This is a genomic window from Arthrobacter sp. Rue61a (assembly GCF_000294695.2).
GTDB classification, from domain to species: domain Bacteria; phylum Actinomycetota; class Actinomycetes; order Actinomycetales; family Micrococcaceae; genus Arthrobacter; species Arthrobacter aurescens_A.
Genome location: NC_018531.1, coordinates 920,157 through 933,966, shown reverse-complemented (window position 1 = coordinate 933,966; position 13,810 = coordinate 920,157). Strand labels below are relative to the sequence as shown.

Below are 13,810 nucleotides of genomic sequence, written 5' to 3'. Positions count from 1 at the left end.
GTCTTCGCAGTGTTTTAGTGCTCACAGTCTAGCCAGCACAGAACGGCAGAGCACGGCCACAGCCGCCGGCTATCCGGTGGGGAGCACCGTCCCCGGCAGCGCCCAGATTCCTGCGGAGGTACCTTCGGCTCGTAGGCAAACACCGTCGACGCCGGATGGACCGGCGGGTGCGGAGCTCACTGTTCCGGAGTGGTGCAGTGGCGAGGCAAGCAACGCTTCCAGCTGCCCGTTGGAGAGGACTGAGTTGTCGAGGACCACCTCTGCCGTGTCCCTTGCGACGAACACCAGCACTGATGACTCTGCCGTTTCACGGACAAAAACCATGGCGTCGCCCTCGGCGTGCAGCCAGCGCACCCCGCCTTCGATCAGCGGCGGCAGTTCCCTGCGCAGCCGCGCAAGGTTGGCGTAGAGGGATCGCATGTCCGTCAGCACGTGATTGCTCTCAGCCCACGGCATGGGCGTCCTGGAGTCCTCGCCGTTGAAGCCTTCGAATCCGAACTCGTCGCCGGCAAACATGACCGGAACTCCTGGAAGGCAGAAGGTGAAGGCGGCACCCACGGCAGGGCCGCCGTCGATCATCACCGTTGCCGCCCGCGCAGTGTCGTGCGTGTTGAGGGCGTTCATGTTGTTTTGTCGCACACCCCAGCTAAATCCCGCGGCGAGGTCCTGATGTGTTGCGAGGACGTCCTCAGCATCGATCTTGTTGGGACCGGATTGGGGTGAGCCAAAGAAGTTGACGTTCGGCGCGTCTTTCGCGAGCCAGGACCACAGCGGCCGGGTCAGGTGGGAGTATGTCATGGCTCCCTGCCAGTGCTCGCCCGTGAAGTCCGGGGAGGCATCGGAGGTGGACTCCGCCAGCAAAGCAGCGTTCGGGTTTATCTCGCGCACCCTGTCCGCAATGAGCCGGGCCACGTCATGGTTGAGGTCCACCGCGCCCAGACGGCCGGTCATGTTGCCGACGTCGATCCTCCAGCCATCCAGGTTGAACGGCGGCTTAAGCCAGCGGGCCACCACGGAATCATCGTCCGTCACGAAACGTCGGCGGAGTGCCTCCGAGGACCAGTTGAACTTGGGCAGTGACGGCACGCCCCACCAGGACTCGTAGCTGGAATGGTCGGCGCTGAAGTAGTAGTAGCCGGCTTCTTCCGAGCCGGGATCGACGAGCGCCTTGACGAACCACTCGTGGGCGTCGCCGGAGTGGTTCGCGGTGAGGTCCCCTATGACTTTGATTCCGCGCGCGTGTGCGGCCTCTACCAAGTCCACCAGGGCCTGGTCTCCGCCCAGGAGCGGGTCTACGGAATCGAAGGTGGACGCATCGTAGCGGTGGTTGGAGCGTGCGGGGAAGAAAGGCGTCAGGTAGAGGATATCCACGCCCAAGTCCTGCAAGTGGCCAAGTTTGCCCGTAATCCCGGGAACGTCTCCCCCATAGAACTGGGTGGGTGCCTGCGCGCCCGTCCCCACCACCGGAGTGTCCCAGGAACATGCGATAGCCCAATCGGGCGTGGGGTGGTCCCCCGCTTGGGCGGAACGGGCAAACCTGTCAGGAAACACCTGGTACATGGTGCCCTTACGCAGCCAATCCGGAGCCGGGGCAAACGCCGTCAGCCTGAAGTCCGCCGAGTCGGAAACGTCCCGTCGGAACAGGCCTTGGGCGTTGAGGTTCCAGTAGCGCCGCCCAACGGTGCTTCCACTCGCCACGGTGGCGGCAGCATCGTCGTCGTGCGTTTCAGTGACTTCCAGCAAGAAGCGGTACTTGGTCACCGGGTTTGCCACGAGCATCGCCGCTTCCCACCAGTCCCAGCCATCAGCCGAACCGAGCCGGATCGCAGCGTCGTAGCGCGGCTCGCCGTCCTGGACGGACCGGACCCAAACCTTCGACGCCGGACCCCACCCCCGTGGGACACGCACCCGGAGCCGGACGGTATCGCCAAGGGACACGGCGTGGGGAGCATGAAGTCCGGATCCGTCATGGTGCGGAAGGGCGATGGGCATGGTCAGCCTTTCACCGAGCCGGCGGTGAGGCCGCTGACGATGTACTTCTGCAGGAAGAGGAACAAGGCCATGACAGGTATGGCCGCGATGACGGCGCCTGCTGCGAAGAGGCCCCAATTTTCGGAGCGCTGCTGGGCTACGTAGGAGTAGAGCCCGACGGCGAGTGTCTGGCTGTCAGGATCGGTGAGGACAACGCTGGCGATGACGAATTCGCTGGAGATGCCAATGAACGCCAAGAGACCCACAACAGCGAGGATCGGGGTGACCAGGCGCAGGATGATGCCGAAGAAGATCTGGACGTGGCTGGCACCGTCGATCTTCGCGGCTTCGTCCAGGGACTGAGGAACTGTATTGAAGAACCCGTACATCAGATACGTGTTCACGCCCAGCGCACCGCCGAGGTACACCATGATGAGGCCCAGCTGGCTGCCCAACCCCAGGGCGGGGATCACTTGCGAGATGCCGCTCAGGAGCAGGAAGATCGCGACGACGGCCAACAGTTGCGGGAACATCTGCAGCAAGAGGAGGGTCAACAGTCCCATCCGGCGGCCTTTGAAGCGCATGCGGGAGAACGCGTACGCGGCCATGGCGCCGAGGAAAACGGTGGCGGCGGACGTTACCGTACCAATCACCAAAGTGTTCACGAACCATCGGCCGAAAGGCCGGGTGGGGTCGCTGAAGAGTGCCACGAAGTTGCCGGTATCGAACCTGGAGAAGAGGCCGTTGGAACCTACCAGGGTGCCGTTGGAATCCAGGGCAGCGGACAGTACATACAGGAGCGGAAACACGGCGAAGATCGTGGTGACGATGCCCACCACATGCCGCCAGCCTTTGTCCTTGAACCAGACCCCGAACGGACGTCGTGTAGGCGCCAGCGGCAATGGGCCGCCGTCGAACGTTGTTTCCTTGCTGGAGGCGAGTGTGCGTACGCTCATCAGTTCACGTCCTCGAGTGCTTTGGTCTGCTTGAAGCTGATGGCCGAAATGGTGGCCACGATGATGAAAATGATGATGGCGAGCGCACTGGCCAGGCCGTAGTCGCGCCCCGTGCCTTGGCCGAACGCCACCTTGTACACCAGCGTGATCAGGATGTCGGTGGATCCGATATCGCGGTCAGTGTCCGCAAAGCGCGGCCCGCCCCCGGTCAGCATGTAGATGACGTTGAAGTTGTTGAAGTTGAAGGCAAAGGAAGAGATCAGCAGCGGTGCCACGGACACAAGGAGCAGTGGCAACTTGATGGACCGGAACACCCGCCACGCCGAGGCTCCATCCATGCGGGCGGCCTCATCGATTTCGGACGGCAGCGACTGCAGGGCGCCGGTGCAGACCAGGAACATGTACGGGAAGCCGAGCCACACATTGACCACCAGCACGCTGATCTTGGCCAGGACAGGGTCCGTGAGCCACCCGATGTTCGCGCCGCCCAGCAGTGTTTGATTGAGCCAACCGAACTCGGGATTGAGGATGCCGGACCACACCAAGCCGGACAGGAAGGCGGGGAACGCGTAGGGCAGGATCATCAGGATCCTGTACGCCTTCTTGCCGCGGAGGTCCTCACGGTTGAAGGTGATGGCCAGGAAGAGGCCCATCACGAAGGTCAGCGCGACGGATGCGATGGAGAAGGTGAACGTCCAAAGGATCACACCCAGGAGTGGCCCGCGAAGGCTGGGGTCCGTAAAGGCCCGGGCGAAGTTGTCCATGCCTACGTCGATCTTCCAGCCGGTTGCCAGGGTCTCGCCGTTGGCGTCGGCGAAAGCGCCCTTGCCGTTATCGCGGTACTCCGTGCCGGTTTCGGTATCCGTGAAAGTGTCCGTGGCGGCGTCATAGTCGAGCGCCGGTTTGAACTGGTACGCCGTGCTTCCGTCTGCTGTGCGCAAGGTGCCGTCAGCGGGATCGTCCGAAACCGGGACCGTGATCTTCAGGATGTCCTGCTGGTTGGCCACGATTTCCTGGAACTTCAGCGTCTCATAACCCGGCAGGGAGTTGGCCTTGCCCGTTGAGTCTTTGCCTGCCTCCGGGACCTCGGTGAGCGGATCCTCACTGCTGCCGAGCTGCGCCTTACCGGACGGATCCGTGAACAGCAGATAGAAGCCGTTGCCCTTGGTGAGCACGGACGCCTTGTATGCAGGCGAATCCGGGACGCGCTTCTGGGCCGTCAACTGGATGGCCGAAATGGCATCGTCTTTGGTGCTGTTGTGCCCATCGCCGTAGTTGGTGAAGGCGATGTAACCGCTAAACACCACCACCAGGACCTGGAACACCAGCAGGAACAGCACACCGGGAGCCAGGTACTTGGCCGGTAGCCCACCTTTGCGGAGGTAGATCCAGTTGATGGCCAGAACCACCAGTGACGATACCGCCAGCGCGGCCCAGGACTGGCTGAGGAAAAGCATCATCAGGACGTACACCGCAAAGGCGTCCACAAGTCCCAGCAGGACCACCTTGAGGATGGTGCCCTTGAGGGAATCCGGGTGGCGTGCGGGCTTGGCTGCGGGGCGGGCGCCGCTGCCGGGGCGGGCGCCGCTGCTGACGGGCTGTTCCGGGGTCGGTTGGCCTTGGGTGGCTGGCAGTTCGCGGAGGTCTGGTTTTGGCATTGTGGATCCTTGGGTGAAGCGGTTGGCGGCAGGCAGGGCCGGGCGGTGGATTGCCGCCCGGCCCGGGGCAGACCGGTGGAGTTATCCGGTTGTGGTGCTAGCCGCCGATCTTGGACTTGATGCTGTCGGCCATCTTGGTCCAAGCCTCAGCCGGATCGCCCTGGCCCTTGATGATGGCCAACTCGGTGGCGCCCCAATCAGCCCACACCGCGCTCATTTCAGGGATTGCCGGCATGGGGATGCCCGTGGCACCGATCTTTCCGAACGCCTCCACAACGGGATCGCTGGCGGCCTTCTCGAACGAGGCTTTCAATGCCGGCGGGCGTCCGCCTGCCGCATACATGGAATCCTGTGCCGACTCGGAGGTGAGGTAGTTGGTGACGAACTCGTTGGTGGCCAAGGCGTTGGCGCTCTTGGCGCTGATGAAGAAGCCGTTGACGCCGATGAACGGCTGGGCAGGCTCGCCGCCGGCTGTGGGTAGCTCATCTACGGCGAACTTGATGCCCTTCTTCTGGACGTCAGGAACGTTCCATGGGCCCGTCAGGAAGTACGGGGATTCCCCGGCCAGGAACTTCTCCTTGGCAATGTCACCTGTGATGTTGGAGTTGATGATCTTCTCACCGGCGTCGCCCCAAGCGGCCAGCTTCTTGGCGAATTCGACGCCGGCAGCGTCACCGATGAGGAGCTGCTTTGCGTCATATCCGCCATCGGCGCCCTTGCCGAAGACCTGTGAACCCATGGAGGACTGCAGCGGGTACAGGTGGTACGGATCGCCCTGCTTCGGGTCCATACCCACCAGGAACGGGAAAGCGGCCTTGCCGTCCGCAACGGCCTTCTTGCCGTTGGCCACTACTTCGTCCAGCGTGGCAGCCTTGCTGTCCACGATGCTGGTGTTGCGCAGCAAGGCGATGTTCTCGATGGCGTACGGGACACCATAAACGGCGCCGTTGTAGGTCATGGCCTTGATGGAGGAATCCTGGAACTGCGCGGCTTTGTCGCCCAGTTCGACGGGAGCAATCACACCGTTCTGGACGAACTTTCCAATCCAGTCGTGGGGTCCAACAATCAAGTCCGGCCCCTGGCCGGTGGGTACCTGGGTGATGAAGTCGTCACGCACTGCGGCGAAGTCCTTGACCACAAGCTTCACTTCGATGCCGGTATCGGACTTGAACTTCTCCGTGATGTCCTTCAGGGCCGGAGAGCGCTCGGCGTCAACCCACATGGTGATGGCACCGGCTCCAGCAGCCTTGAGGTCCGGTTTTGTAGCATCCGAACTGGGTGCGGTGGAGGCGCTTCCACCGCAGGCGGTCAGCGCCAGGGCTGCGGCCACGGAGATCGCCCCGGCGGCAAAAACACGCCGGGTGGTTTGAGTCGCGAGGGTATTGTGCACCTTCATTGGTGTCCCTTCCGTTCTTCTTTGCTTCGACGGCAAGGGCTCTAAACCCGTCGCATCGCCGGTGACATTGCTCACAAACTGCAAGCGTTTCCACACACTACAGTGCTGAATGCGAATTTGAAAAGCTCGCGCTTCGTGACCAAAGCAAAGACAGCATCCTTAGGACTGGAAGCGTTTACAACTCTGCAGAATCTCTTCTACGATGTGTTCATGTCCGTTGACTCATTGCTCTCGGTTGCGACCCACGAGCCCACTGCAGCTTTCACGCACGTGACCCCCGTCCACGACGCCTCGACGTCGCACGGATGGTGGCGGTCCGCTGTGATCTACCAGATTTATCCGCGGTCCTTCCGCGACCTCAATGGCGACGGCGTCGGAGACTTGGCGGGTATCACCGCCGAGCTTCCGCAGTTGGCGACGTTGGGCGTCGACGCCGTGTGGTTGTCGCCCTTCTACCGCTCACCCCAGCGGGACGCCGGATACGACGTCAGCGACTACTGCGACGTCGATCCCCTCTTCGGCACCCTGACCGACTTCGATGCCCTCATCGCAGAGGCCAACAGGCTCAACCTGCGTGTCATCGCGGACCTCGTCCCCAACCACTGTTCCGACCAGCACGTCGCCTTCCAAGCAGCGCTTACTGCCGGTGCCAACAGCCCCGAGCGGGATATGTTTATCTTCCGGGACGGCCGAGGACCCGACGGCAACGAGCCTCCCAACAACTGGCAATCGCACTTCGGCGGACCGGCATGGACGCGCGTCATCGAGCCGAGCGGCAAGCCCGGCCAATGGTTCCTGCACCTCTTCGATTCCTCGCAGCCGGACTTCAACTGGGACAACCCTGCCGTCCATGCCGAGTTTGAACGCGTCCTCCGCTTCTGGCTGGACCGCGGCATCTCCGGCTTCCGGGTGGACGTCGCGCACGCCCTGGTCAAGGCAGCCGGACTCCCTGACTGGGGTGGCCGCGCAGATGGCAACAGCTCCGAAGGCTTCCCGGGCCAGGACGCTCCCATGTTCGGCCAGCCCGCCCTGCACGATATCTACCGTCGCTGGCGCTCCATTCTGGAAGAGTACGGACCGGACCGCATCCTCTGCGCTGAAGCCAATGTGGACCCGCTCCCCCGGCTGGCACAGTGGGTCCGACCCGACGAAATGCACCAGGCCTTCAACTTCCCCTACCTGCACGCAGGACTGGACGTGAACCGTCTGCGCCACATCATCACGGACTCCCTGATCTCCTTGGACGCCGTGGGCGCCCCGAGCACCTGGGTGCTGTCCAACCACGATGTTGTCCGGCACGTTTCACGGTTCGGCTACGACGGACCAGGACCCCGCGACGGCGACGGCATCGGCCCTGACGACGTGCAACCCAACGAACACCTCGGGCGACGACGGGCTGCCGCGGCCACCATGTTCATGCTGGGCCTTCCCGGCGGCGCCTACCTCTACCAAGGCGAAGAGCTCGGGCTCCCGGATTCCTCCAGCATTCCCGGCAGCATGCGCCAAGATCCAACGTTCGCCCGCACCGGCGGAGCCCGCATCGGCCGCGACGGCTGCCGCGTGCCGCTCCCCTGGCGTTCGTCCGAACCCCACTCAGGGTTCGGCAGCGGCCTGGACCCATGGCTGCCCCAGCCCGAGTCCTGGCCCGCCTTGGCAAGGGACAAGCAAGAGGCGGATCCGGCGTCGCACCTTAACCTGTACCGCCGGATGCTCGAGCTCCGCACCACGCACCGCCTCGGAGAAGGCTCCCTCGCCTGGGTAGAGGACTACTGCAGCGAGACCTCGCTCGCCTACCTTAACGGCAACACCCTGGTGATTTTGAACGTCGGGGCCGAGGCAATGCCGCTCCCGGCAGGCGAAACCATCCTGCGGAGCTCCGCGGCGGAAGTCGGCGCAGATCTCCTGGTCGCTGATCTACTAGGCTCGGGGGAGACAATCTGGCTAACAGCCAGCTAACTTTTCCTCCGAGGAGCAGCATGACCGGCATCAAGGACGTAGCCGAGCGAGCAGGGCTGTCCGTTGCCACGGTCTCACGGGCGCTGAGCGGAAAGGGCAACGTATCCCCCAGCAGCCGGGAACGTGCTCGCTCCGCAGCCGCCGAGTTGGGATTCGTGCTGTCCTACCATGCGTCAAGCCTGGCCTCCGGGCGCACGCACAACGTTGGTTTGGTGGTGCCCTCGGTCCACCGCTGGTTCTTCTCAGCGGTGATCGAGGGCGCCTCCGCGGCGTTGCTCGAGGCCGGATACGACCTCACCCTCTACAACATCGGTGAAAACCCCGCGCACCGGCAGAGCGTGTTCAACGACTTCCTGCTGCGCAAACGGGTGGATGCAGTCATTGCAGTGTCCCTGGAACTCAGCGAAGACGAGATCCAGCAGCTTCACGCGGTACACCGGCCCATCGTGGGCATCGGCGGACCGTTGCCGGGAGCTTCAACCATCAGGATCGATGACGCCGGCATCGCATTGAAGGCCACAAACCACCTGCTGGGCCTGGGGCATACCAAGATCGCGCACATCACAGGTCATGAGGCGTATGACCAAGACTTCCACCTGCCTGGAACCGCCGCAGCGGTTTCGAGAAAGCAATGAACGACGCTGGCTGCCCGGTAAGGCCCGAATGGATCGTGTCCGCGGACTTCACCATAGAAGGCGCGTACGCGTCGGCCCGGCAACTCCTGGCCAGCGCACCGGAGCGCCCCACGGCTGTTTTTGCGGCGTCGGATGAAATGGCCATCGGCACCATCCTCGCCGCCAGGGACTTCGGCCTGCGCATCCCTGACGACCTGTCCGTCATGGGCATTGATGGGCACGATCTTGGCAATGTCCTTGGCCTGACCACCATCGACCAGGATGCCAAGGGCCAGGGAGCGTTGGCCGTCCGGACTCTGCTGGGCGCCATCAACAACGGGTTGGTCCTGGAACCAGCCGATACCCAACACCCCACCAAGCTCGTGGTTCGCACCAGTACCGCGGTGCCGAGGGCCGGCACCTCCTAAGGTGTGCCTACGGCAGCCGCCGTTCCATCACGAGCTCAAGTTTTGATGTGTCCTGCGGATAGGGCCGGCTGGCACCGGTGGTCTCGAATCCGTGGCGCCGGTAGAACGCAAGTGCTCTTGAATTGTCCTCGTGCACCCCAAGCTCGATGCTTTCGGCCGCGAGTTCTCCAGCGGCGGCTTTGCACGCTGCATGGAGGAGTTCATCGGCTAATCCCAGCCCACGGTGCTCTGGTGCGACATACACGCTGATGAGCATGGCCTGCAGCGGTTTCTCCGGGATCCGGGGGTGTTTGACCACCACACGCATCAGGCCGCAGAGCTTACTGCCGTCGCTACCCGCGTCAGCGACCAAGGTGATGCTGGCATCCCCGGACATCGCTGCCGCACGTTCCTGCCACTGGGTGTCTGTTTGCCGGCGGGCGGCGTCCAGGCTCTCCACGTAAGCCATGGGCGTATCTGTGAGCATCTCCAGGCGGACGGCCCTCAACAAGGGCCAGTCAATCGCGTGGAGCCTGCGGATCCTAGGCAACTGCTCCGCCCATGAACCTCACGTAGCGCTCCAAGACACGGGGCCAACCTTCGGCGTAGGACGCGCGCGAAGCCGCAGGGTCTTCGGCGCCCTCCCAGCCGTCATGGACCAAGCGAACTTCAGTGCCCTCCTCCACGGCTCTGAAAGCCACACGGATCTCGGTGGACCACAGGGGCGTGCTCGCTGGGTACCAACTGGCGTGGAAGGACAGCGGGGGCTGCCAATCGTCGATGGTTCCCCACACGGAGGTACGACCGTCCTCGGCGGTCTCCAAGATCAGGTTCTCTTCAAACTCAACATGCGAGCCCGCACCGAAGACGCTCTCTTGCTCCAGCGGCCACCACAGATGTGGATGATCAGTGAATCCCTGGAAGGCGTGCGACACGTTGGTGGGAACCACGACAGTAATGATCAGGGGGTCAAGACCATCACCGTCCTGCTGGGACGGCTCGGGCTCCGACTCGGGGTGGCTAAAGAGGTTTTCCATGACCACCAACTCTACCGGCGGGAGCAGGCGCACACGTGGGTTAATCAGGGTTAAAAGCGAAGAGCCCCGACCTGGTGGTCGGGGCTCCTCTGAATTTGTGTCCGGCGGTGTCCTACTCTCCCACACCCTCCCGGGTGCAGTACCATCGGCGCTGTGGGTCTTAGCTTCCGGGTTCGGAATGGGACCGGGCGTTTCCCCCACGCTATGACCGCCGTAACTCTGTTACCCGTCCCCCCGGTGCCAGGTTGTTCTGGGTGGGGGTGGGAAATCTTTGGTTACAACTGTGGTGTTGTGTATTTAGTTGTTGGTTCCTGGAACGGTTGTTGTTCGGGAACCACATAGTGGACGCGTGCAGTGTGTTGTGTGGTGTAAGTTGTTGGCCTATTAGTACCGGTCAGCTTCACGAGTCTTTAGTCCTCGCTTCCACATCCGGCCTATCAACCCAGTGGTCTGGCTGGGGGCCTCTCACACATAATGTGTATGGAAATCTCATCTTGAAGCGAGCTTCCCGCTTAGATGCTTTCAGCGGTTATCCCATCCGAACGTAGCTAATCAGCGATGCACTTGGCAGTACAACTGACACACCAGAGGTTCGTCCGTCCCGGTCCTCTCGTACTAAGGACAGCCCTTCTCAAATTTCCTGCGCGCGCAGCGGATAGGGACCGAACTGTCTCACGACGTTCTAAACCCAGCTCGCGTACCGCTTTAATGGGCGAACAGCCCAACCCTTGGGACCTACTCCAGCCCCAGGATGCGACGAGCCGACATCGAGGTGCCAAACCATGCCGTCGATATGGACTCTTGGGCAAGATCAGCCTGTTATCCCCGAGGTACCTTTTATCCGTTGAGCGACGGCCATTCCACAATGTACCGCCGGATCACTAGTCCCGACTTTCGTCCCTGCTTGAGATGTCTCTCTCACAGTCAAGCTCCCTTGTGCACTTACACTCGACACCTGATTGCCAACCAGGCTGAGGGAACCTTTGGGCGCCTCCGTTACTTTTTAGGAGGCAACCGCCCCAGTTAAACTACCCATCAGGCACTGTCCCTGACCCGGATCACGGGCCGAAGTTAGATGTCCAAAGTGACCAGAGTGGTATTTCAACGATGACTCCACCCGAACTGGCGTCCGGGTTTCAACGTCTCCCACCTATCCTACACAAGCCACTCCGAACACCAATACCAAACTATAGTAAAGGTCTCGGGGTCTTTCCGTCCTGCTGCGCGTAACGAGCATCTTTACTCGTACTGCAATTTCGCCGAGTTTATGGTTGAGACAGCGGGGAAGTCGTTACTCCATTCGTGCAGGTCGGAACTTACCCGACAAGGAATTTCGCTACCTTAGGATGGTTATAGTTACCACCGCCGTTTACTGGGGCTTAAATTCTCAGCTTCGCCCGTAAGGGCTAACCGGTCCTCTTAACCTTCCAGCACCGGGCAGGAGTCAGTCCGTATACATCGTCTTGCGACTTCGCACGGACCTGTGTTTTTAGTAAACAGTCGCTTCCCCCTGGTCTCTGCGGCCCACACCCGCTCACGGAGAGCAAGTCTCCATCACGGGGCAGGCCCCCCTTCTCCCGAAGTTACGGGGGCATTTTGCCGAGTTCCTTAACCATAATTCTCTCGATCGCCTTGGTATTCTCTACCTGATCACCTGTGTCGGTTTGGGGTACGGGCGGCTAAAACCTCGCGTCGATGCTTTTCTTGGCAGCATAGGATCACCGGATCCCCCCGAACGGGGGTCCCATCAGATCTCAGGATCGTGCTCGAAGCACACAGGAACGGATTTGCCTATCCCTGACCCTACATCCTTAGACCGGGGCAACCATCGCCCGGCCCGGCTACCTTCCTGCGTCACACCTGTTAATACGCTTACCTCCCGGGATCAGGTCCCGCGCTCGGCCAAAACCCACAACACCACAAGGGTGAGCGGGCAGGCTCCGGGCGGTTAGTATCCCCCGCTTGGCATGGGCGGTTTTTCGCCGGTACGGGAATATCAACCCGTTGTCCATCGACTACGCCTGTCGGCCTCGCCTTAGGTCCCGACTTACCCAGGGCAGATTAGCTTGACCCTGGAACCCTTGATCATTCGGCGGACGGGTTTCTCACCCGTCTTTCGCTACTCATGCCTGCATTCTCACTCGTGTAGGCTCCACCGCTGGTTTCCACCGCGACTTCACTGCCCACACGACGCTCCCCTACCACTCCACACCCCTGAACCACGAAGGCTAGGGCATTATGTGAAATCCACAACTTCGGCGGTGTACTTGAGCCCCGCTACATTGTCGGCGCGGAATCACTTGACCAGTGAGCTATTACGCACTCTTTCAAGGATGGCTGCTTCTAAGCCAACCTCCTGGTTGTCTTCGCAACTCCACATCCTTTCCCACTTAGCACACGCTTAGGGGCCTTAGTTGGTGGTCTGGGCTGTTTCCCTCTCGACTATGAAGCTTATCCCCCACAGTCTCACTGCTGCGCTCTGACTTACCGGCATTCGGAGTTTGGCTGACGTCAGTAACCTTGTAGGGCCCATCGGCCATCCAGTAGCTCTACCTCCGGCAAGAAACACGCAACGCTGCACCTAAATGCATTTCGGGGAGAACCAGCTATCACGGAGTTTGATTGGCCTTTCACCCCTACCCACAGCTCATCCCCTCCATTTTCAACTGAAGTGGGTTCGGTCCTCCACGACGTCTTACCGTCGCTTCAACCTGGCCATGGGTAGATCACTCCGCTTCGGGTCTAGATCACGCCACTACACTCGCCCTATTCAGACTCGCTTTCGCTACGGCTACCCCACACGGGTTAACCTCGCGACGTAACACTAACTCGCAGGCTCATTCTTCAAAAGGCACGCCGTCACCAGAATCAGACTGGCTCCGACGGATTGTAAGCACACGGTTTCAGGTACTGTTTCACTCCCCTCCCGGGGTACTTTTCACCTTTCCCTCACGGTACTGGTCCGCTATCGGTCATTAGGAAGTATTTAGGCTTATCAGGTGGTCCTGACAGATTCGCACGGGATTTCTCGGGCCCCGTGCTACTTGGGAAACTCCCCAGGCCGTGCACAACATTACGGTTACGGGGCTCACACCCTCTCTGGCCGGCCTTTCAAGACCGTTCACCTATGCCTGCACCTCACCTCACTGGTCCGGCAGAACCAGAACGGAAAGTCCCACAACCCCGCCCATGCAACGCCCGCCGGCTATCACACATGGAAACGGTTTAGCCTGATCCGCGTTCGCTCGCCACTACTAACGGAATCACTATTGTTTTCTCTTCCTGCGGGTACTGAGATGTTTCACTTCCCCGCGTTCCCCCCACGCACCCTATGTGTTCAGATGCGGGTCACACAATCACCTTGCAGCGTTGTGCGGGGTTTCCCCATTCGGACATCCTGGGATCAACGCTCGGTTATCAACTCCCCCAGGCTTATCGCAGATTCCTACGTCCTTCTTCGGCTCCTAATGCCAAGGCATCCACCGTGTGCCCTTAAAAACTTGACCACACACAGACCGGACTCTCATCCGATCATGCATCATCTATTCGAGAGAACCATGACCACAAGGGCCAGGTTCATTCATAAGAAATTGCTGTAAGAACACACACACCAAAGCGTGTGTGTTCTAGATGCTCGCGTCCACTATGTAGTTCTCAAACAACAACCCCGTCAACCAGACCACCACCCACCACAACCCACACCACAGCGGGGCCGTGCACGATGAACAGTGCTACCGGAAGCAGGAACAAAAGAAACACCAGAAGATGCCCCCATGCATTGCTGCAAAAAGGTCCTGTTGCCTCAGGACCCAACA

The 13,810-nt window shown here is 61.1% G+C and carries 7 protein-coding genes, 2 rRNA genes and 1 pseudogene; 2 read left to right on the top strand and 8 right to left on the bottom strand.

The window, feature by feature from the left end; genetic code table 11:
• Positions 1-69: 69 nt before the first annotated feature.
• The 4 genes from ARUE_RS04415 to ARUE_RS04400 all read right to left on the bottom strand — a co-directional run bounded on the left by ARUE_RS04415 (position 70) and on the right by ARUE_RS04400 (position 5,981).
• A complete protein-coding gene (locus ARUE_RS04415; RefSeq protein WP_014920853.1) occupies positions 70-1,992 on the bottom strand; it encodes a glycoside hydrolase family 13 protein in 1,923 nt (640 codons plus the stop codon).
• Positions 1,993-1,994: 2 nt separating this feature from the next.
• A complete protein-coding gene (locus ARUE_RS04410) occupies positions 1,995-2,927 on the bottom strand; it encodes a sugar ABC transporter permease (RefSeq protein ID WP_014920852.1) in 933 nt (310 codons plus the stop codon).
• Positions 2,927-4,585, bottom strand: a complete 1,659-nt coding sequence (locus ARUE_RS04405) for an ABC transporter permease subunit (protein WP_014920851.1) — start codon at positions 4,583-4,585, stop codon at positions 2,927-2,929. Before ARUE_RS04405 ends, ARUE_RS04410 begins: the two co-directional genes overlap by 1 nt.
• A 97-nt stretch (positions 4,586-4,682) precedes the next feature.
• Entirely contained in the window at positions 4,683-5,981 is a 1,299-nt protein-coding gene (locus ARUE_RS04400) for a sugar ABC transporter substrate-binding protein (protein ID WP_011773656.1), read from the bottom strand.
• 102 nt (positions 5,982-6,083) lie between these two features.
• On the opposite strand from ARUE_RS04400, the gene ARUE_RS04395 reads away from it, so the two are divergent.
• Positions 6,084-7,937 (top strand): glycoside hydrolase family 13 protein, encoded by a 1,854-nt coding sequence (locus ARUE_RS04395; RefSeq protein ID WP_014920850.1) that lies wholly within the window; start codon positions 6,084-6,086, stop codon positions 7,935-7,937.
• Positions 7,938-7,957: 20 nt separating this feature from the next.
• A pseudogene (locus tag ARUE_RS04390) lies at positions 7,958-8,979 on the top strand (LacI family DNA-binding transcriptional regulator).
• A gap of 7 nt (positions 8,980-8,986) precedes the next feature.
• Here the strand turns inward: ARUE_RS04390 and ARUE_RS04385 are convergent.
• The 4 genes from ARUE_RS04385 to ARUE_RS04370 all read right to left on the bottom strand — a co-directional run bounded on the left by ARUE_RS04385 (position 8,987) and on the right by ARUE_RS04370 (position 13,501).
• Positions 8,987-9,427, bottom strand: coding sequence for a GNAT family N-acetyltransferase (locus tag ARUE_RS04385; protein ID WP_238324515.1), 441 nt, complete (start codon positions 9,425-9,427; stop codon positions 8,987-8,989).
• Between the two features lie 73 nt (positions 9,428-9,500).
• Entirely contained in the window at positions 9,501-9,995 is a 495-nt protein-coding gene (locus tag ARUE_RS04380; protein ID WP_043471025.1) for an SRPBCC domain-containing protein, read from the bottom strand.
• A 99-nt stretch (positions 9,996-10,094) separates the two neighbouring features.
• Positions 10,095-10,211, bottom strand: a 5S ribosomal RNA gene (gene rrf / locus ARUE_RS04375).
• A 147-nt stretch (positions 10,212-10,358) separates the two neighbouring features.
• Positions 10,359-13,501 (bottom strand): 23S ribosomal RNA (locus tag ARUE_RS04370).
• Positions 13,502-13,810: the final 309 nt, after the last annotated feature.